Origin of the sequence: Bacteroides sp. AF25-5LB (assembly GCF_003602965.1) — a bacterium.
Classification (GTDB): domain Bacteria; phylum Bacteroidota; class Bacteroidia; order Bacteroidales; family Bacteroidaceae; genus Bacteroides; species Bacteroides uniformis.
Window position 1 is genome coordinate 149,123 of sequence record NZ_QTMC01000002.1, and the last position, 22,555, is coordinate 171,677.

Consider the following 22,555-nt stretch of genomic DNA (forward strand, 5'->3'; position numbering starts at 1 on the left):
CTACAAATCTTCTTCTACACTATCGAGTTTCAGTTTGTCGCTATCGTCACGTTTCTCGTAATATTGCTTGCGCAGCGGATTTGCATGTGCCTCTTTCTCACGCTGGCGGTTACGGAACACATCTATAGCCACATAGATAGCCTGCCGGAACGAATCTTCAGAGGCAATTCCTTTCCCGGCGATATCGTAGGCCGTTCCATGAGCAGGCGAAGTGCGTATCACCGGCAAGCCGGCAGTATAGTTTACGCCCTCGTCCATAGCCAATGCCTTGAACGGTGCCAGCCCCTGGTCGTGATACATGGCCAGGATACCATCAAAATGGATAAAGTTATCTGAGCCCATAAACCCGTCTGCCGGATAAGGACCATAGCAAAGCATACCCTTAGCAGCCATTTCGTTGATGGCCGGAATGATAATCTCCTGCTCTTCAGTTCCCAGCAATCCACCGTCTCCTGCATGCGGATTCAGTGAAAGCACTGCAATACGCGGTGCGCCGATAGCAAAATCCTGCTTCAAGGAGCGGTTGAATATCTTCAGTTTTTCTTGTATCAGTTCTTTGGTGATGCTTCCGGCTATCTCTTTAACGGGAATATGTCCGGTCACCAATGCTACCCGGAAGTCATCTTTCATCAGAATCATAAGGGCCTTCTCGCCATCTCCCAATTTCTGCTCTATATACTCCGTATGTCCGGGGAAGGCGAACTCCTCCGACTGGATGGTGTGCTTGTTGATGGGAGCTGTGACAATCACGTCTATCATCCCCTCCTTATATTCCTCAATGGCTTTTTCCAGTGCACCAAGTGCAGCTTTACCAGCTTCAACGTCAGGTTTAGAAAACTCAACCTTTACTTCATCATCCGTACAGTTCACTACACTCAAGCGATTGGGAGCCGCTTCGGAAGCGGAGTTGACGATACTGAAGTTGGCAGGCAAGTCCAATGATTTACGATGATAAGCTGCCACTTTAGGCGAACCGTAGATAATCGGCGTACACAATTCCAGCATCACCGGGTCTGCAAACGTCTTTAAAATCACTTCATACCCTACACCATTAATGTCGCCTTGTGTAATGCCGACTCTTATTTTGTTATCTTCCATTTTTATTACTTATTATTAGTAGTATCTTTTGCGGTTACACCTACCGGAATCTCCTCACCTTCCTGCTTACTGCCGGGCAGTTTCAAGGTATAGAGCGAAGCCTCCATCTGACGCACCAGATTACGTTTCATTTTATCAGGTGAATAAATAAATATTTCAGATACAATTATACGCTGATTGGCTTTGTCCAAACGTACATGCGATACGAACGGACCACCCATGAAATCACCCTTCACACGCCACAAGCCGCGGGCCTCCAGTGCATAGTCTCCCTGCACACTGATGGGACGTACATCGGTCATCAGAGAATCCGTCGACATATACATACCTTCTTGGGCACCCGGGATATTGATTTTCATCACAGAATCGCGTTTATGAACAAAATATTCTTTAGTAAACGTATCCTTATCCGTATAAGGATAAGAGTAGATTACAAAGTTCTGATCACCGGTAGCCGCATTCGTACCTGCCCAGAAGAAGTTCTCCCCCTCCTTGGTAGATGTCAGTTCGCCCGGCACCCATACATCGCAATCGAACTGGCTTTTCACCTTCGTTGCTATATAGTCGCTATGCTTGTCCTTCAATACTGAAATCTGACGGTTCATTTCCGCATGGGTAAAGAAATCGATGATTACCTGCTTGTTCTCCTCCACAAATTTCTCGAACGAAACCTCGTCCGGCGCCTGAATAGTGAGAATAGACTGAGGAGCGGCATACACATTCCTTGCATACTTGAATTTAGGCTGGGTATAGAGATCCTTATTCACATCGACAATAATGATATTGCGAATCAGTTTTAAAGTGGCATCATAATTGGAAGGGGCAGTATACATGATTCGGAATGAACGTTCTGACTGGGGAAGCCCCGGAACATCAGAATCAAGCACATCGAAAAGCGCCCTACCGGCAGGACGTTCCCACAAGCCGGGCTCCACCACTACCAGAACTTCATACGCACGACCGCTGGAGGTCGGAGTAAACACACCCTTTTTACCACCACCGCAGGCGGAAAAAAGTGTCAGTACGAGAACCATACTTAAATAAAACAAGTGCTTTCTCATATCTCTATCATTTTAGTTTTTCACAAAGCTACGAAGAATGCGTAATATCCTCCCTACCTAAGTTAATAATTTATATTAATTCTTCTTTATTCTCCTCCTGCTTGGCAGTGGACAACATGCCACAAGCGGCAAATATATCCTCTCCACGCGACGACCGTATAGTGGTAAACAGACCGTGAGAAGTCAGATAATCACGGAACGCAATCATGGTTTCCATATCGGCTCCCTCAAGATTCACCCCAGGTATGGCATGAAAACGAATCAGGTTAATCCGGCAGTCCAACCCACGTAGCAGCTTCAGAAGTTCCTTTGCATACGGTAACGAGTCATTCACTCCTTTGAAAACAATATATTCAAAAGATAGTCTGCGCTGTTTGCTAAAATCATAGTTTCTTAACAATTCTACAATCTCCGTGATGGAGAACGCCTTCTCTGCCGGCATCAGCTCGCGGCGTTGCAAAGGTATCGGCGAATGAAGGCTGATAGCCAGGTGGCAATCCGATTCCTCAATAAAACGCAGCAAGCCCTTCTTCAGTCCCACAGAAGAAAGTGTAACACGCTTGGGACTCCACGCATACCCATAAGAGGCGGTCATTATTTCCAGCGCTTTCAATACCTCGTCCAGATTATCAAGTGGTTCGCCCATACCCATCATTACCACATTGGTCAGCTTGTCCCTTTCGGGCAACGAATTGATCTGGTTAATAATCTGGTTAGATGTCAGATTGGCGGTAAAACCCTGCTTGCCGGTCATGCAGAATTTGCAGTTCATCTTGCAGCCCACCTGGGAGGAGACACAAAGCGTAGCCCGGTCTTCGTCGGGTATATAGACAGCTTCCACAAAATGTCCCTCGCCTGCCCGGTACAAGTATTTCACCGTACCGTCTACAGAGCGCATGGCATCTACCGGCGCTTTGGCACCTACCTCATAGATTTCTTTCAGCAATTCCCGATGCTTCAACGAAAGATTGCTCATTTCGTCTATAGAAATCACCTTCTTGTCATACAGCCAGGAAGCTATCTGCTTGGCAGAGAAACCGGGCATTCTCAGATTCTTCACCACATTCTGCAATTCAGAGAGCGTCAAGCCCAATAGAGGTCGTTTCTGCATATCGTTTTTCATTAAAACAAAACTCTTTCAAGAATGCAAAGGTAGGAATAAAGTTGCACAAAGACAACGGAGAGTGTAGAAAATGAAATGTACAGACAATGAAAAAGCCGCCCGGAAGTACCGGACGGCTTTTCAATATATTTTTTCTATTCTTAGAAGAATAAATAACGTTGGTCTTTTACGTTGGCTTTCAGATACAAGTCACTGATGAACTGGCTTGCCATGCGTGCATGCATGTTGGCCAAGTTATCCTCTTCAGTTTCCTTGTTGAATGTTTCGTTCAGTTTCTCTTTTGCATAAGGTTGCAGAACGAATACACCACCATTACCCTTGATAGGAGCACTCAGCTTGTTCACTTCGGCAATAGAAGCGTATGCGCCTACCAGAGGTTCGCTGCTACGCAATGCCGGGATATAGGCAGGAGCAGAGAAAGTAACGTGCTTTACAGAATCACTGACAGCATTTGCCATATTCTTATACTGCTCGAACGAAGTTGCATTGGCAGCCTTCATATCAGCCATAATCTTCTCTGCTTTCTTGTCACGGAGAATTTCAGCTCTCAACTGGTCTTTTACCAAAGCCAGTGGGCGATAGCCTTCAGGAACAATACTTGCAACACCTACTACCAGCATATGGTCGCTCTCGCCACATTCGTACAAACCGGAAACTTCACCGGCTTTTGCCTCAAACGCCCATTTCAAAGCATCTTTGGTACCTCTGATACCACCGATACCATGTTCAGAGCTGTACAAGTCGGCTCTATCCAGCAACTTATAACCAGCATCTTCCGCATTGGCAATCATTTTCTCTAAAGTATTGTTTGCAGCAATAAACTGGCTGAACTCATTGTATGCCTTACTGTAAGTTTCCTTACTGAATTCTACCGGACGCTTGATAACGGCTACCTTATATTTATCCTTGACAGCCTTCTTGTTGGTTACCTGCAAAATGACATTTGCCTGTCCCAACGCCAAGTTGGTCAGCTCGTTCTGTCCCAAAGTAGTGACAGCAGTAATATATTTCAAGTTGTCACCGTCAATCTGTGCGCCTTCGTAATTAGCAGAAGAAATCCAGGTAGGCTCACCGGTCTGACCGTATTTCTTCGCAACTTCAGCAAAGCTGGCACCCTCCTTAATAGCATTGTAGATGCTGTCGGCCAAAGTCTTCGTCTTTTCAGCATCTTCAGCAACCACTTGAATCTGACGGAACTCGATAGAGTCCGGCATGGCAGCAGTAGCCAATTTCTTGAAAGAGTTGAGAGTATTGTCCGATACGTTATAATAAGGTCCGAACACACCACCCACCGCAACAGAGTCCAAACGGGCAGTCACATCAGCGGGCAGAGACTTAGTAGTGTAGAACAAGTCTGTATAAGGAGTTTCGGAACCGGTAGAACGGATGAAGGTAGTATAGTCAGAAGGATTGGCAATAAGTTGCTCCGTATATTCCTCCATTTCCTTTTGGAGAGCAGCTCTGTCTTCTGCACTTGCAGTTACCTGCACATCAATAAACTTAATGTTACGGGTTTCCACATATTGCTTGAATTGCTCTTTCTTCTTATCGTAGGCAGCTTTCAAGTCAGAATCCTTGATGACAATAGTAGAATCAACAATAGAAGAATAGGGAACTGCTGCAAGCAACAGGTCTGACTGATCCACTCTTGCATCAAATGCATCCTGAGCTTCCACAGGATTGGAGAAGAGAGATTTCGTAATCAAAGCCTGATACTTTTCCTGAAGACGAGCCTGGATAAGAGACTTCTCAAGGAAAGACCAGAACTTATACATAGACTCATAATACTCTGCATAATTGGAAGGCATCTGTGCCTTGTTCATCTTGGAATAGTCTACTAGGAACTTCTTCAACATATCCTTATCGAACGCACCGGTCTGGGGATTACGGAACGGAGTCTGTTGCAGCATCGGATGCACACCGGCATCAATGATAGCCTGAACTTCCGCCTTAGATACAGACAAGCCAAGTTTCTTAGCTTCTTTTTCAATCAGTTTATTATTGACGTATGTTCTCCATACTTCATCTTTGATTCGGTTGGTTTGTTCATCGCTCAATGCACTGTTGCCACTGGAGAACTTGATAACTTCTGTATATTCTTCTACCAATGCTTGAAAATCCTGAGCGGAAATTGTCTCCCCGTTCACTTCACCAACGTCTTGTGACTGGTGTGGCTGAAGCACTTTCCACGCGTCACCTGCGATGAAAGCAAACAGCGCCAAACCAATAACAATCACCAATAAAGGTCCTTTAGACCGAATGTTTTGTAATGTTGCCATTTTAGTTAATATGATTTATTTGTTTATTATTATTTTCCTAACATGTTCATTTTAGCGCACGAAGATACAAAAAATGCTAATACGCATCCATTTATTCTTTAAAAAATTACGCCTAAATGAAATTATTCAATGACTTTCAGTCTTACCAACTCAATTTTAGTAGCTGTCACCTTGATTATTTTAAACTGATAATTATCCACTTCAATCACTTCATGCAGCTTCGGGAAACTTTGATAACGGTTCAGAATCAGACCGCCCACTGTCAGATAATCGTCCGATTCCGGCAGGTCGAGCCCGAAAGTCTCATTTACCTTTTCTATTTCCAGACGGGCCGAAAGCACATATTCACGTTCACCCAGCTGCTTACATACATAGGACGTATTATCATGCTCATCCTCAATATCGCCGAAAATTTCTTCCACCAAATCCTCCAAAGAAACGATGCCTGCCGTACCACCAAATTCGTCCACCACTACAGCAATCGTTTTTTTCTGCTGCATGAACAGTTTCATCAGTTTGTGAGCCGACATCGTTTCGGGTACAATAGGCACTTCCTTCACGTTATTCTTCCAGTCTACCGGATTCCTGAACATTTCCGACGAGTGAATATATCCCACCACATTATCTATATTTCCATCATATACTATGATTTTAGAAATACCCGACTCCACAAAAAGACATTTCAATTCTTCCAATGTGGTGGTCAGATCTACAGCTACCACCTCTGTACGCGGTACAATACAGTCGCGTATCTTTATATTCGAAAAATCAAGCGCATTTTGGAATATCTTTACCTCTGCATCCAGTTCTTCTTCACTTTCCGCATTCTCTATGCTCGACTGGATGAAGTAATCCAAATCCACTTTGCCAAAAGCCTTGGCCGACGCTTCCTTGTTTACTTTCATCCCAAATATCCGAAGGAACAGATACGACAATCCCGATGCAAATTTTGAAACAGGAAACAGAATGACATAACATATAAATAAAGGAATGGCACACACCCTCAGCATCAGATTGGGATTGATTTTAAACAAAGTCTTCGGCAAGAACTCACCGGTTACCAAAATAATAAGAGTGGAAATTATAGTCTGCACCAACACCATTACAAAATGGTTGGAAATAATTCCGGCAAGAAGATTCACCTCTATGATTTGTGCCATCAAGATACCATAAATGACAAGCGCGATATTATTACCAACCAGCATGGTCGAGATGAAGTTATTCGGGTTGCGAAGAAAATAGGAAATGATACCGGAAGTGACGCCTGACTTCCTTTCCATCTCAAAGCGCAGTTTATCTACGGAAACAAAGGCAATCTCCATTCCTGAAAAGAAAGCGGAGAAAGCCATGGTTATCAATAAAAAAATAACGGTATCCATTTTATCAATTTATGGTATCAGTCTGCAAGCTATCTGCTGCGGCAGCCTCTTCGTCAACATAGAAGATGCCCTCCGGCTTGCGAATCGTGTAAACAGTCATTTGCTGATTGGATTCAAAGCCATGTCCCGTAATGATACGGTCAGGCTGTTCGATACGGATAAACTCATCCGAATAAATTCTTTGTGTCCGCTGGTCCCAATACAGCAACTCTGTATCAAACTGCTCACCTTTCAAATTCTGTATATGCACATTCCCCATCAGTTTCCATAACTCTTCCTTATTAAAGAAATAGGCTGTATCGGCCTTGATACTTGCCTCCACTTGGAAGATAGAGTCAAACTTTTCCAAATAGACCCCCTTTTCAAAAGCCCAGTATGGAGGATTCTTCCGGTCAAAGACCAGCCACTCTTCCGTATTGATGCGGTAACGTGTTACACCGGAATCAGACACTAGCGTAGTCACCCCGCGGGTGTCCATCACCGCCATAGAATCACGCTCGGTAATGGCATCGCCCAGCTCCTTCTTCTTCCCGGAACATGAAGAAAATAAAAGAAGCATAACCATTGCCCCAAAGACAATGGTTATGCTCGCATTTTTATGATAAACAACGTTGATGAGTTGTAGCAACATAGTTTTATCTGATAGTTGTAGATTCACCTATCCATCCGCCGATAGTGATACGGTCACCAGCTTTGTAACCCAACATAAAGAGGTCTTTAGCCTGGGGAGTGTGACGGGAATAAGTACTAATCAGCTCGTTAGCACGTTCTGTAACTGAAGGATCCACCGCTTTAGCTCTCTGCAACTTATCAATTACTACAAAGTAAGTACACTTATTCAGAGCTGGCTCGTCAGTCCAATTAGGATTGGAACCGTAAAGCTGTGCCAGCAAGATATAAGGATCACCATAGTTTTCCTTAAAGCTAATAGCCTTCTGGCAATATGCTCTTGCCTGAGAAAGTTTCTTAGCCTGCATCAAAGCAGCAGCAGTGGCATATGCCATTTCAGCTTTCTTGTCATTATCGGTTTCCTTAGCCAATGCTTCGTCAAAGTATTTCACGGCATTGTCATAGTCACCTTTTTTATAGTACATGTATGCTACACCTACAGCAGCATCGGCAGTCGGGTCAATTTGATACATGTATTCAGAAGCCTTGAAATAAACTTCACTTTCGTTACACTTCATCAATTTCAAAATATTCAATGCTTTCTTCAAGAAAGTAGAGTCTGTCTTATTTTCTTCTACTTTAGGGCCATAGATATTCTGCAAAGATTCACAATCAGCCACACCACTCTGGATGAACATAGCTACCAAATTATCCTTGATAGTTTGCAGGTTTGCCTTCTTTGCCTCTTTGGTCTCAGCTGCGATAGCATCATCCGCATACTTGGAAGCATCAATATAGTCTTGGAAGAACTGGTCAGTATGATTGTCATCTGCCTTTACCTTCTGCATAGAAACATCCAAGAAATAGTGTAAAACCGCACCTTTGGAGCCGCCCTTTTCTGCTTGGACAGATTCTTTCAGCCAATTGTAAGCTGTATTAAGGTCCGGAGTAGGAGCAAATTGAAGATAATCCACTGCTTTGGCACCCAAAGCATCAGCTACACTCGGCACCCCCTTCATTCCCTTGTTAACAAATTCAGGAATGTACTTCATTCTCAAGTCATACACATCCATCAGCTCATCAAAATACTTCTTATAATCAGCAGAATTTCTATCTTTAATCTGACTCAAGAAACCCACTAAAATCTTCTGAGCATCTGTAAATGTATAATACCGCAGTGTAGGGCAATCCTTCAATACAGCCATACAAGGAGCGTATGCATCCTTAAAGTTACCAGCTCTCACTGCTTCATGAGAGATACTACTGTTCGAATTACAATTTTCAGTCTGTGCGAAAGTACTGGTCGCTCCACCCGAAAGGAGCAAGACAGCCACAAGCGTCTTAATTTTCATTGTATTTAAATTTTAGTTGTTATATTTTTGTCTATTCAATTTCCATTAATCCACTTTACGCTTGAAGAACCAGCGTTCGTTAAAGGTTACTCCGATACAAATACGCAATGTATTTTCGTTCAAGAACGCAGCTTGGGTTCCTTTGGTTCGCACGTATTGCGCAGAAAGGCTCAATACGGAACGGGTTCTCGGTATAGGTAATCCAAAACCGGCAGTAATGCCATATTCATCAGCGGCACGTACACCGTCTATCTTATAATAAGGCTTGGAGTAATAAGCTCCCAAACGATACTTCACATGAGACAAATAACTTCGTCCCATAGGATTCGGCAGATATTCTGCACCAACGGATACTCTTCCACGGTCGCAAAACGCCTCGTCATTATTCATATAGCTCACTTTACTCCAATTTTGAAACATCACATCCGCTCCCACCGTCAGACGATCGTCGTACACGTATGTCACACCTGCTCCAAATGTTGTTGGAATGCCGCAAGTAACAATAGTGTCCCTTGTTACCGAGGTAACTCCCGTATTACTATTGCCAGTCTGCGTAACTTCGTACGCATCGTTGCTCAAATCATGCCCCGGAGAAAATACGATTCCCAATGTTGCAACATGCTTTTTTCCAAACTGGTGGGTGTACTGTGCTCCAAAATCCAATTTATAGCTCTTTACAGCCACATTAGACTGTATTGTAATAGGAAATACACTAGAACTGGACGGAAAGGTTTCCGCAGCGGTTCTTGTTATATCTCCCCAAAGATACGAAAAATTCGCACCGACGGAAAGATTTTTAATTATTTTAAAGCCTGCACCTAAATAAAGCTGGTGCAGACCTCCTTCTCCCGAATAGCTTACCGTCGTAGATTTGTCTGGGAATTCCGTATCTTCCCGGTACTCTCCCATGCTGTATCCCACATTCGAATAAGGCAATAACCCCAAGCTTATGGCAGCCCATTTACTTGCACGAAATTGCATCGTGATGTAATCAAAACTGGAATTCTTGGCATTTTGTTTCAGAGTGCCGTTACTGAGGTTTGTATTCTGTAGAGAGACTGCTCCATCAAAGATAAAAGTCAGCGAATCTACCGCCGTATAGGATGCCGGATTAGCAAAGTTAGTCTGGTACTTGTCTCGTAAACCATAGGCAATACCACCCATCGCCCTGCTGTTACTTGAGCCTTGTTCAGACAACTGTCCATATCCATATCGTGTATAGGGAGAATTCGTATTATTTTGAGCGACTGCCGCTCCTGATAATATCGTAAGCAAGAGCACTAACAGTGTTTGTCTATAGCCTGTCATTATTATAGTTTAAAATTCTATTTAATCCTTTCAACACTAAAAATCTGTCTGCAAAGATGATACTTTTTAAGTTTGTATCAAAAGAAAAATCATCCCCGCCCGTTAAAAAAACCAAAAGTTCAGGATATTTATGCTTCATAGCCGTAACGTAACCTGAAATTTCATATTCAATACCCTTCAGTACTCCGGCACGGATAGCCGTATCGGTATCCTTCCCCATGGGCACCATCCGCCCCTCAAGAGTCACCATTGGAAGCCGTCCGGTAAACTGATGAAGCGCCTTGAAACGCATCTGCAGGCCGGGAGAGATATTCCCGCCATGATAGCGGGCAGCAGCATCGACAAACTCATAAGTGATACAAGTACCGGCATCAATCACCAGTATATCCCTGCCAGGAAATTGCTCATTGGCTCCTACCACCGCCGCCATACGATCATACCCCAGCGTCCGGGGAGTTTCATAGAGGTTTTCTACCGGAAGAGAAGTCTTTTCATTGAGCCACAGAATGGGAACAGCCATACCTTCCAGTTGCGACAACACCTCTCTGCTCAAATCAATGACAGTAGCCACTATCGCTTTTTCAATCGTATATGTACGGCACACTTCAGGCAATCGTTCCAACGTCAGATTGGAGTCATACACCACCTCTACGATACGTCCACCATCAAACACCGCCATCTTGGCAATTGTATTTCCTATATCAATAATGAGATTCACCGTATTGCATAAATTTAGCGGCGCAAAGATATAACATTAATATTGAAATTCAGCAGAAACTACCTCTTTATTAGAAGAGCAACCGCACAAGAATTCTTATTCATATCCGTACCAAACAAGCACAATGCCACTCCAATAATTTGTTGAGATTTATTAAAACCACAACACCATACCACAACCACCTGATTATCAATATAGTTGAGATGCATTACATTCAGTATACGACCGATCCCTATTCAGTATACGATTGAATGGCATTCAGTATACGGCTGAACCAGGTTCAATATACCACTATTCTTTCACCTATATCATTTGTAAATAGAAAACACTTACCGCTCGTACTTGGCAGTTGATTCAAAACAGCCAATAATGCGAATCAAGAATTGTATCAAGTTCATAATTAAAAAAGATTCTTCGGACACAGATGACTGGGATAACACGAATAACCACTTTAGTTCCTCATCACAAATTGGGATAATATTAGTTTTTTCCGTAAGTTTGCAGCATGAAACGAAGCCTACTTATACATATATATATAGTAATCTTTTTCTTCTGTTTGCCTGCAGCGAATGCCCAGGTGACACAACAGCAAAAGAGTGCTGCAACAGACTCCGTGCGCGTCAGTCTACTGACTTGCGCTGCAGGAGGAGAGATTTATTCCCTATTCGGACACACTGCCATACGGTACGAGAACTATACGCGCGGCATTGACGCCGTCTTCAATTACGGCATGTTCAACTTCAACGCCCCTAACTTCATCTTCCGTTTTGCCTTGGGAGAAACGGATTATCAACTTGGAGTGACCGATTATGAGCATTTCGCCGCCGAATATAACTATCTGGGACGCGATGTCTGGCAACAGACGTTAAACCTAACAGAAGAAGAAAAAGAACGCCTGATAACACTATTGACAGAGAACTACCGCCCCGAAAACCGAGTATACCGCTACAATTTTTTCTACGACAATTGCGCCACCCGCCCGCGAGACCAGATAGAACGTGCCATCAACGGCACGCTGCAATACGCTGACAATATGACTGATAACAGTACGGGAATCTCTTTCAGGGATTTGCTGTATAAATACAGTGAAGGCCATTTGTGGTCACGTTTCGGCATGGACTTATGCATGGGCAGCAAAGCAGACGAACCCATCAACCGCCGGCTGGCAATGTTCGTCCCCTTCTACATGCAGGAGTATTTCAATAAAGCGCAGATTGTGGACAAAGAAGGACAAGCACGGCCACTGGTTGCCAAAGAAGAAAAAATCGTAGTAACGGGTAAAACACCAGCCGACTTCGTCAGCAGAGGCATCACACCGATGCAGTCGGCTTCGCTATTACTGATACTTGTAGCAGGCATCAGCATTTACGGCATACGAAGAGGAAAAACTCTCTGGGGCATGGACCTCATACTCTTCTTGGTTGCCGGAATGGCTGGATGTATACTGGCATTTTTAGCACTATTCTCACAGCATCCGGCAGTAAGTCCCAATTATATACTATTTGTATTCCATCCATTTCACCTTTTTTGCCTTCCATTCATGCTATCCAGGGTACGAAAAAGGGAAATAAGCCGCTATATGCTGGTTAACTTTGCAGTTTTAACACTTTTTATAGGGCTTTGGGCAATAATTCCGCAGAGAATTCCGCCAGCAATATTACCTTTGGCACTGTGTTTGCTGATACGTTCTGCAAGCAACCTCATTCTGACATACAAACGAAAGTAATGAAAAAAGGACTGATAACTTCCATACTCGCACTAACATTCAGTGGTTTGCAAGCCCAACCGCTGCCTGCCTCCCCAAAGCTGGTGGTAACATTGACCATTGACCAGTTGCGTACAGACTATATGGAAGCATTTTCGTCCTTATACGGAGAAAAGGGGTTTAAGCGCTTACTGCGTGAAGGTAAAGTCTTCCGTCAAGCAGAATTTCCTTTTTGCGGAACGGACCGAGCCTCGGCCATTGCCGCCATCTATACCGGGACAACACCGTCCATGAACGGCATCATTGCAGAGCAGTGGCTGGATGCAGGTACACTACGCCCCATAGACTGTGTAGAAGACCCCAACTTCATGGGCAACTATACCGACGAAAGCACTTCCCCCTCCCAATTACTGACCTCCACCATTGCCGACGAGCTAAAAATAGCTACCCGCAACAAAGGTCTGGTTTATGCCATTGCGCCTTTCCGCGATGCCGCCATATTGGGTGCCGGACACGCGGGGAACGGTGCCTTCTGGCTTAATAACAATACCGGAAAATGGTGCAGTACAACTTATTATAATGAATTTCCGTGGTGGCTGAGTCAATACAACGACCGGAAATCTCCCGACTACCGTATCAAGGATATGGTATGGACACCTGCACTTCCTTTTACCAACTATACATTTCTGCCCGAATGGCGTAACGAACCATTCAAATACAAGCTGGACGGTGAACGGGCAAACAAATTTCGCCGCCTGATTACCAGTCCTTTCATCAACGAGGAAGTCAACCTGCTGACCGAAGAGCTGCTGAACAAGAGCACTATCGGACAAGATGACGTACCCGACCTATTATCGCTGACTTACTACGCAGGAAATTACAACCACCGGAGTACGCAGGAATGTGCCATGGAAATGCAAGATACCTACGTACGGCTGGACCGTAGTATAGCTTCCTTATTAGAGCTCATAGAACGTAAAGTTGGGCTCCACAACGTACTTTTCTGCATCACCTCCACCGGCTATGCCGACCCGGAAGCTGCCGACCCGGGCGTATATCGGATACCGGGTGGTGAATTCTACCTGAACCGCTGTGCCGCCCTGCTGAACATGTACCTCATGGCATCCTATGGCGAGGGACAATATGTGGAAGCTTATTATGACCAACAAATCTATCTCAACCATAAACTTATTGAGAACAAGCAGCTGAGCCTGACTGAAATTCAAGAAAAATCTGCCGAATTTCTGGTTCAGTTCAGTGGCGTGAGCGAAGTATATTCAGCTCATCGCCTGCTTTTGGGCCCCTGGTCACCGCAAATAGAACGTATACGCAATGGTTTTCACCGCAAGCGCTCTGGCGATTTGCTCATTGAAATACTTCCGGGCTGGACTATCATGCAGGAAAATAGTACTGATAACCATGTAGTACGTACGGCCGATATTCCTGCTCCCCTCATTTTATTGGGAGGAGGAATGAAGGCTGAAATCATCCGTATACCCATCAGTATCGACCGTATTGCCCCTACCCTGGCAAGTGTAATGCGCATCCGCGCCCCTAATGCAAGTACAGCATCTCCCCTCGACTTTTGATTCTAAAATAATCTGTGCAAATCTGGATAATCTGTATAGAAATCAGTAACTTTGCACGCTCAACTAACTCAGCAATAATAATAAAAACAAATATATAATGGGATTTAATGAATTTTTAAGCTCGATTTTCGGCAACAAATCCACACGCGACATGAAAGAGATACAACCGTGGGTGGAGAAAATCAAAGCCGCTTACCCGGAAGTAGCCAAACTCGACAACGACGCCCTACGCGCCAAGACAGAAGAACTGAAAGCCTACATCCACGATTCGGCAGCCGAACAACGCGCCAAAGTGGAAGAACTGAAAGCCAGCGTTGAAGATACCGAACTGGAAAAACGCGAAGACCTCTTCAACCAAATCGACAAAATCGAGAAAGAGATATTGGAGATTTATGAAAAAGCGCTGGACGAAGTATTACCCACCGCTTTCTCTATTGTAAAGGAAACAGCCAAACGATTCTCTGAAAATGAAGAAATAGTGGTTACAGCTACCGATTTTGACCGCCAACTGGCTGCCACTAAAGACTTTGTACGCATCGAAGGCGATAAAGCCATCTACCAGAACCATTGGATAGCAGGTGGCAACGATACTGTATGGAACATGGTACATTATGATGTACAGCTATTCGGCGGTGTGGTTCTACATAAAGGTAAGATTGCCGAAATGGCAACCGGTGAAGGTAAGACATTGGTAGCTACCCTACCGGTATTCCTCAATGCCCTGACTGGTAACGGCGTGCACGTGGTAACAGTGAACGACTATCTGGCAAAACGTGACTCCGAATGGATGGGTCCTCTTTACATGTTCCACGGTTTGAGTGTAGATTGCATCGACAAGCACCAGCCCAACTCTGATGCCCGTCGCAAAGCTTATCTGGCAGACATCACGTTCGGTACAAACAATGAATTCGGTTTCGACTACCTGCGTGACAACATGGCTATCAGCCCCAAAGACCTGGTACAACGCCAACATAATTATGCCATTGTCGATGAGGTGGACTCAGTATTGATTGATGATGCCCGTACTCCGCTGATTATCTCCGGACCGGTTCCCAAAGGCGATGACCAACTCTTCGAACAGCTCCGCCCACAAGTAGAACGTCTGGTAGAAGCTCAGAAAAAACTGGCTACCCAATACCTGGCCGATGCCAAGCGCCTGATTGCATCGAACGATAAGAAAGACCAGGAAGAAGGCTTCCTCGCTTTGTACCGCAGTCACAAGTGCCTGCCCAAGAACAAGGCACTCATCAAGTTCCTCAGCGAACAAGGCATCAAGGCCGGTATGCTGAAGACCGAAGAAATCTACATGGAGCAGAACAACAAGCGCATGCACGAGGTGACTGACCCGCTGTACTTCGTTATCGAAGAGAAAATGAACAGCGTGGATTTGACAGACAAGGGCGTAGACTTGATTAGTAGCAATGTAGAGGACCCCACTTTCTTCGTACTCCCCGATATCACAGCGCAACTCTCTGCCTTGGAAAACGAAACAGAGCTGACAGACGAACAGCGCCTTGAAAAGAAGGATGCCCTGATGACCAACTATGCCATCAAAAGCGAACGTGTGCATACCATCAACCAACTGTTGAAGGCATACACCATGTTCGAGAAAGATGACGAATATGTGGTAATCGACGGCCAAGTGAAGATTGTGGATGAGCAGACGGGACGTATCATGGAAGGACGTCGTTATTCTGACGGTTTGCACCAAGCCATCGAAGCCAAAGAAGGCGTGAAAGTAGAAGCTGCCACCCAGACTTTTGCCACCATTACATTACAGAACTATTTCCGTATGTACCACAAACTATCCGGTATGACCGGTACGGCAGAAACAGAAGCCGGCGAGTTGTGGGACATTTACAAACTGGATGTAGTGGTTATTCCGACCAACCGCCCCATTGCCCGTAACGACATGAATGACCGCGTTTACAAGACAAAACGTGAAAAATATAAAGCAGTCATCGAAGAGATAGAAAAAATGGTGGCAGCAGGACGCCCCGTACTGGTGGGTACCACTTCTGTTGAAATCTCTGAAATGTTGAGCAAAATGCTCACCATGCGTAAGATTGAACATAGTGTATTGAATGCCAAACTGCATCAGAAAGAAGCGGATATTGTGGCTACTGCCGGTTTGAAATGTGCTGTAACCATTGCTACCAATATGGCCGGTCGTGGTACCGACATCAAGCTGAGTCCGGAAGTGAAAGCTGCAGGCGGTCTTGCCATCATCGGTACAGAACGCCACGAATCACGCCGTGTGGACCGTCAGTTACGTGGTCGTGCAGGACGTCAAGGCGACCCGGGTTCTTCTGTATTCTTCGTATCTTTGGAAGATGACCTGATGCGTTTGTTCTCCAGTGACCGCATTGCCAGTGTAATGGACAAACTGGGTTTCAAAGAAGGTGAAATGATTGAACACGGCATGATTTCCAAATCCATTGAACGTGCGCAAAAGAAAGTTGAGGAAAACAACTTCGGCATCCGTAAGCGTCTGTTGGAATATGACGACGTGATGAACAAGCAACGTACAGTAGTCTACACCAAACGCCGCCACGCTTTGATGGGCGAACGTATCGGTATGGATATCGTGAACATGATTTGGGACCGTTGTGCCAACGCCGTCGAAGCACCCGACTATGAAAACTGCAAGATGGATGTGCTCCAGACGCTTGCCATGGAAGTACCTTTCACCGAAGAGGAATTCCGTAATGAGAAGAAAGAAAAACTGGCAGACAGAACTTTTGACGCTGCCATGGAACTCTTCAAGCGCAAGACAGAACGTATGGCACAGATAGCCTATCCGGTCATCAAGCAAGTATACGAAATGCAGGGACACATGTACGAAAACATACTTATCCCCATCACAGACGGAAAACGTATGTACAACATCTCCTGCAACCTGAAGAAAGCTTACGAGACAGAATGTAAGGAGGTGGTGAAGTCATTCGAGAAATCCATCTTGCTGCATGTTATCGACGAAGCATGGAAAGAAAACCTGCGCGAGCTGGACGAGCTGAAACACTCCGTGCAGAATGCAAGTTACGAGCAGAAAGACCCGCTACTGATTTACAAACTGGAATCTGTGAACTTGTTTGATGCAATGGTCAACAAAATCAATAACCAGACCATCTCTATCCTGATGCGTGGACAAATCCCGGTACAAGAGGCTCCGGCTGAAGCCCCTGAGGCTCCCCAGACTCCCCACCAAGTAGAGGTGCGCCAGGCTGCTCCGGAACAACGCCAGGATATGAGCAAGTATCGCGAACAGAAGGTTGATTTGAATGACCCGAACCAGCAGGCCGCTGCGGCACAAGATACACGTGAACAACCAAGACGCGAACCTATCCGTGCCGAGAAGACCGTAGGACGCAATGATCCTTGTCCTTGCGGAAGCGGTAAGAAATACAAAAACTGCCACGGAAGGAATGCATAAATCAAAGCTATAAAATGATAAGGCGATAGGGTGATAAGATGATACCGTCAGGTATCTTTTATCACCCTATCACTTTTTCTCCTGCCACATTATCACATTTTTTATTCGTTCCAGCTTTTGAATATTCAGCTAAAAGAGTACTTTTGCTCCAAAGAACAAAACCAAAGACTATGACCAAATATCACTATTGTCTGTTATTGATGGGGTCTCTGCTGTTAGGCAGCTGCCAGAGTGTAGAACAACTGTCCATTGATTATATGCTTCCGGCAGAAGTCAGTTTCCCGGCAACACTGAAACGTGTGGCTGTTGTCAACAACATGCCAAACGTACCGGACAACAAACTCATCATCAGTGAGGAAGAACAGAAAAAAAGTGAGAATGAGGTGGCACGCCTCACCAACTACTACAATGGAGACGCCGCAATAACAACCGAATCCCTTGCAGAGGCCCTTGCCAACGAAAACTACTTTGAAGAGGTTGTGATATGCGACTCTGCCCTCCGGAGTAAAGACATCAATCCCCGCGAAAGCACATTATCGAGGGATGAAGTACTGGAACTTACACAGAATTTGGACGTAGATTTCCTGATAGCCCTGGAAAACATACAAATGCGTTCCAATCGCAAGATAAGTTATATGCCCAACTGGGGTGTGTTCCTCGGCACAGTGGATGTAAAGGTATATCCTACCGTCAGAATATATTTGCCTAACCGCAAAGGTCCTATGGTAACCGTCAACAGCAATGACAGTATTTTCTGGGAAGAGGCAGGAAATGGTGAAGCGTCAGTACGTTCCCGCCTCATCAGCGAAGAAGACATGGTGAAGCAAGCATCTGAATTTGCAGGAACAGTTCCGGTAAGACATCTACTCCCCTATTGGAAAACCGGTAACCGCTATCTCTTCAGTGGTGGTTCTGTAAATATGCGTGATGCAGCCGTATATGCCAAAGAAGAAAATTGGAGTAAAGCAGTAGAACTCTGGAAGCAGACCTACGAAACAAAAAAAGGAAAACAGAAAATGTATGCAGCCTATAACACCGCTTTGGGCTACGAAATGCAAGACAGCATAGATACTGCCTTGGAATGGGCATTAAAAGCGCAAACCCTTGCCCGTGAGAAAAGCAAGACAGACAAAAAAGAGACAGGCGAAATACATGATGGAACCATCTCCTATTACATCTTTATCAGCATGTATGTAGACGAATTGGAGAAACGAAAAGAGGGAATGGCACGCCTGAACATGCAAATGAACAGATTTGATGATGATTTTTAGTCAAATGATGCAGAGATAACCGTTTTTTTTATACCTTTGAACAACCATTAAGAAAAGAAAGTTATTATGAAGCTCAGTCAATCGTCATTAGCACTCTTGGAGGACACTCTTAAAAAAGCAATCGGCAAATACACCTGCGGTTGCGAACAGACTATCGTTACAGACATTCATCTGCAACCGAATCAGAATTCGGGCGAACTGTCTATCTTTGATGATGAAGACAAGGAGCTAGCCAATACCACCATTGAAGAATGGATGACATACGAGGGAGATGATTTCTACGAAAATGTAGAGCGTATCTTGTCCTCACTGCTCTGCAACATGAAAAATGAAGGAAAGTTCGACAAGCTGACTATTCTGAAACCATTCTCTTTTGTACTGGTGGATGATGATAGAGAAACAATAGCAGAACTGTTGCTGATGGATGATGATACTCTATTGGTCAATGAAGAGCTACTGAAAGGATTGGATGAGGAACTGGATTCTTTTCTGAAAGAGCTGCTGGAAAAATAATATTCCAAACAATCAGCCTATAAGGAAAAGAGACCTTCTTATAATAAATTAGCCCCTGCGATATAAAACAACCGCAGGGGCTAATTCTTTTTTTACCTACACCAATACCTAACGTATCTTAATTCCATAGAAAGAACTTGAGGTGGTAACAAAAAGTATATCCTTCTGCCTTCCACCAATTGCCAAGGAAATCGGGCGTTCTTCTATCTGAATACGTCTCTGCTCTTTACCATATTTGTCATAGACAAATATTTCACCATCAGCAACATAGACATTCCCATCAGCATCGGTCACATTACTGTATTGGCCATAAGGACATATTATTCCTTGTTCTGTCAAACGGCCATCCACACCAACGGAAAGTTGTACTGTCGTTTTATTCATCTCATTTACAATATAAACCGGTTCTGACTGACCGGGAACTGTAACAGTCAAAGCACAAGAACGTCCCAAATCATAGGTATCCGGAATAATTGTCACGCCATCCGGAGCGACAAAACTATACTCAGGCATACTGGCAACCACCTTGTCAAAGTCACCTCTCCAACGACTGGAAGGGTGAATGACTTTCTGTATATTCTTCATACCGGCTGTAACGACACGTGGCATAGGCTTCATCGTAGCATCCACGTTATCCGGATTAAAAGAATACCCCCAAGCACTCCAGCCACTGTTACCCCAACCACTGTACATCGGATTATCATCCGGCAAGCGCACTACCGTTTCCTGCTTGCCGTTCACCAGATAACCCGGCTGAGGGTCATAGCGGAAAATAACCAGCAGATTGTCTTGCGTATCAGTGGCCAATGTAAAAGGTTTCCAGGGATAATCGGCTATCAAAGTAATCTGCTCCGTGTCTGCCGACCATTTATAGATTTTCTTCAGACGGTTTTCACAGAAGTAGATATTTCCTTTACTGTCGGTAGTAGCTCCGGAGGCCAGTTCAAAACCGGTAGCCAGCTTCACAGGCTTGTCCATGACCGTGCAGGAAAGGCGAAGGCTCTTCTCGCTACCCGAAACAGTGAGACGGGCAAAGTCCCACGAATAAACGGGCAACTTCTTATTCATATCATATATAGGAAACTCTATGACTGGCAATATCTGCGTATAATTGTGCATATTACGGAAAGTGATATTCTTGCAATCCCATATGCGGAAACCTATCCTCTTCGGCATAAAGGCACGGATCACGCGATACATCCACACATTTACCATTTCGATATTTTGACAATTGGACATTTCTGCCATATAACAATCAGGCCCTTCACGACCTTCTTCCTCAAACTGGAAAGCATAAATTTTCCAGTTGGCCACATTATGGAAACGGGCTTCAGTACGGACATGATGCTCCAAAGACATGGCATAAATACGTCCCGGAGTCTTCGTTTCGCTAATATAAAGCCCACTGGCAGCATACGTACTGGCTGTCCAAACATCCTTAATTGTCCCGCCGCCATTGTTTGTAATCCACAAACTCCAATACTGGTTGTCCCAAGCCATATCCTTACCGGTCTCCATGACCGGAGAAGACGGGGAACTAATTCGACGCTCGCCCCTGCGGTAAGACGACTGTCCGGAAACATTCGGAGCCAGTTTGCGCAAGGTGCCGTGCCCGCCTACAAACTTCACATCATTCAAGTACGAACGCTCACCCGCCATCCATTTACAGCCGACAGCACGGTAATTATACGCACCGGTATTAATACCTATGCCATTCAGCACGTCGTCGCCGCCTTCGGAAGATTCAACCAAAGGCACAGGCATGCCGAAACCACTGAATGCAGGCTCGCTTTCCTTCAACAGAAATTGAGTCCCAAAAGGATGCAGCCCAATCAGCTTAGTACCGGGAGACAGCTTCAACGTTCTCGTCAGGCGATACCAACCCTGGGGCACATAGATGTTTTTATGCAAAGAGACAGCTTTCTCAAAAACTTCCGTATCATCAGTCTCGCCATCACCTTTTGCCCCTAAGTCGCGGATATTGACCCATGTCTCCATTGCCGGAAGAACCGGAAGGTCCTTGCCAAATGGAACCGGCAGTTTTGCCACCGGCTCTATTTCACATATTTCCCTGAAAGAAGAAGCATCATTCAAATCCTGATACACCAGACCGTAAGTAAACTCCTTGACTCTGTACATTTTTGCTTTTCCGGCAACTTTCTTTCCACTTTGAGCATAGTCCACCAGTACGGGAACATTCCTGCAATCCACATTCACCAGATTCAATTGCGAAAAAGTATTTCCCTCTACGCTTACCCTGACACCGGCTTCCGAAATATTCTCCCACAACGAATTCTCCACATGAAGGCGGTCTGCCAGATTCTCTGCCATTTCAAAGGCAACGGGCGTATTCTTCACATGCATATTGACGATGGCAAACCCCACCTCTTTTGAATAGACAGCCGCTTTTCTCTGCCCCTCAAAGTAAGTATCGACCATCATCATAGGCCATCCCGGAGAAGTCCTGGAAGAAATTATCCCATATTCACCGCCATAGAACCTGACGTCTTCCAGTTCATTGCCCACATCATACATGCCGGCTTTTCCCGAACCAATCCGAATGTCGCAATGATTGATAAATCCATGCTGGGCAAAATGCGCACGAATGGCGACGGCTTGAGGATTACCTTTGTCTATACGGAAATCCACATTGGACACCGCACTATAGAAAGTACCTGCACCGGCATCCGAAGGCTTCCTGCCCTCTTGTGCCAGCCCTCCCGTAAACCATATCATATAATTTTGAGTAGTCTGGAAACCGGGTGTATCGGCTCCCAAATAAATCACCGGCCGTTTCTTCCCATAACCAATCAGCCGAATGGATGAGGGAATTTGAATCGTCTTGCTAATGCGATAATTTCCTTCCGGCAGAAACAGTATCCCAAAATTCTTTTCGCGCTTCACCTGATTGATTGCCTCTTGAAGCGCATCGGTCACGTCGGACTTTCCATCAGCCTTGAAGCCGTAATTCTCCGGGGTAAAGTAGAATGCTTCCGGATCGTCCGGTCTTTGCGTATAGGCGGAACCACCCCCTACCGCCCACCCGGACGACATATTACAGATAATCCAACAGACTATCAGCAGGTATCTCATTATTTGATAATTTCTCATTACACA

At 44.9% G+C, this 22,555-nt stretch carries 15 protein-coding genes; 5 read left to right on the top strand and 10 right to left on the bottom strand.

Going from position 1 to position 22,555, the window contains the following annotated elements:
• The 9 genes from pdxA to DWY57_RS02885 form a co-directional block, all read right to left on the bottom strand.
• Positions 1–1,098 (bottom strand): 4-hydroxythreonine-4-phosphate dehydrogenase PdxA, encoded by a 1,098-nt coding sequence (gene pdxA, locus DWY57_RS02845; protein WP_117964196.1) that lies wholly within the window; start codon positions 1,096–1,098, stop codon positions 1–3.
• Positions 1,099–1,103: 5 nt separating this feature from the next.
• A complete protein-coding gene (locus DWY57_RS02850; RefSeq protein WP_117600434.1) occupies positions 1,104–2,159 on the bottom strand; it encodes a DUF4837 family protein in 1,056 nt (351 codons plus the stop codon).
• Positions 2,160–2,229: 70 nt separating this feature from the next.
• Positions 2,230–3,270: a 23S rRNA (adenine(2503)-C(2))-methyltransferase RlmN gene (gene rlmN, locus DWY57_RS02855; protein ID WP_119961355.1), complete on the bottom strand. Its 1,041-nt coding sequence runs from the start codon at positions 3,268–3,270 to the stop codon at positions 2,230–2,232.
• Positions 3,271–3,422: 152 nt separating this feature from the next.
• A complete protein-coding gene (locus DWY57_RS02860; RefSeq protein ID WP_119961319.1) occupies positions 3,423–5,561 on the bottom strand; it encodes a peptidylprolyl isomerase in 2,139 nt (712 codons plus the stop codon).
• Positions 5,562–5,683: 122 nt separating this feature from the next.
• Positions 5,684–6,940 carry a hemolysin family protein gene (locus DWY57_RS02865; RefSeq protein WP_117600436.1) on the bottom strand — a complete coding sequence of 419 codons (1,257 nt, stop codon included), beginning with the start codon at positions 6,938–6,940 and terminating at the stop codon, positions 5,684–5,686.
• Between the two features lie 4 nt (positions 6,941–6,944).
• Positions 6,945–7,571, bottom strand: a complete 627-nt coding sequence (gene lptC / locus DWY57_RS02870) for an LPS export ABC transporter periplasmic protein LptC (protein WP_117600437.1) — start codon at positions 7,569–7,571, stop codon at positions 6,945–6,947.
• A 4-nt stretch (positions 7,572–7,575) separates the two neighbouring features.
• Complete coding sequence (locus DWY57_RS02875) at positions 7,576–8,901, bottom strand: hypothetical protein (protein WP_117600438.1); 1,326 nt, start codon at positions 8,899–8,901, stop codon at positions 7,576–7,578.
• Between the two features lie 45 nt (positions 8,902–8,946).
• Positions 8,947–10,209 carry a hypothetical protein gene (locus DWY57_RS02880; protein WP_117600439.1) on the bottom strand — a complete coding sequence of 421 codons (1,263 nt, stop codon included), beginning with the start codon at positions 10,207–10,209 and terminating at the stop codon, positions 8,947–8,949.
• Positions 10,196–10,927 carry a type III pantothenate kinase gene (locus DWY57_RS02885; RefSeq protein WP_117600440.1) on the bottom strand — a complete coding sequence of 244 codons (732 nt, stop codon included), beginning with the start codon at positions 10,925–10,927 and terminating at the stop codon, positions 10,196–10,198. The genes DWY57_RS02880 and DWY57_RS02885 overlap by 14 nt, the downstream gene beginning before the upstream one ends.
• A 505-nt stretch (positions 10,928–11,432) precedes the next feature.
• Here DWY57_RS02885 and DWY57_RS02890 point away from each other — a divergent pair.
• From DWY57_RS02890 to DWY57_RS02910, 5 genes are all read left to right on the top strand, one after another.
• The gene (locus DWY57_RS02890; protein WP_117600441.1) at positions 11,433–12,653 is read left to right on the top strand and encodes a DUF4105 domain-containing protein; all 1,221 of its coding nucleotides are present in this window, start codon (positions 11,433–11,435) and stop codon (positions 12,651–12,653) included.
• Entirely contained in the window at positions 12,653–14,221 is a 1,569-nt protein-coding gene (locus DWY57_RS02895) for an alkaline phosphatase family protein (protein ID WP_117600442.1), read from the top strand. The genes DWY57_RS02890 and DWY57_RS02895 overlap by 1 nt, the downstream gene beginning before the upstream one ends.
• Positions 14,222–14,318: 97 nt before the next feature.
• Positions 14,319–17,654, top strand: a complete 3,336-nt coding sequence (gene secA, locus DWY57_RS02900; RefSeq protein ID WP_117600443.1) for a preprotein translocase subunit SecA — start codon at positions 14,319–14,321, stop codon at positions 17,652–17,654.
• Between the two features lie 170 nt (positions 17,655–17,824).
• Complete coding sequence (locus DWY57_RS02905; protein WP_117600444.1) at positions 17,825–18,925, top strand: DUF6340 family protein; 1,101 nt, start codon at positions 17,825–17,827, stop codon at positions 18,923–18,925.
• 66 nt (positions 18,926–18,991) lie between these two features.
• On the top strand, positions 18,992–19,438 hold the full coding sequence (locus DWY57_RS02910; protein WP_117600445.1) for a hypothetical protein: 447 nt from the start codon (positions 18,992–18,994) through the stop codon (positions 19,436–19,438).
• 108 nt (positions 19,439–19,546) lie between these two features.
• Here the strand turns inward: DWY57_RS02910 and DWY57_RS02915 are convergent, their stop codons facing one another.
• Complete coding sequence (locus tag DWY57_RS02915) at positions 19,547–22,549, bottom strand: glycosyl hydrolase family 28-related protein (RefSeq protein WP_119961320.1); 3,003 nt, start codon at positions 22,547–22,549, stop codon at positions 19,547–19,549.
• Positions 22,550–22,555 lie beyond the last annotated feature (6 nt).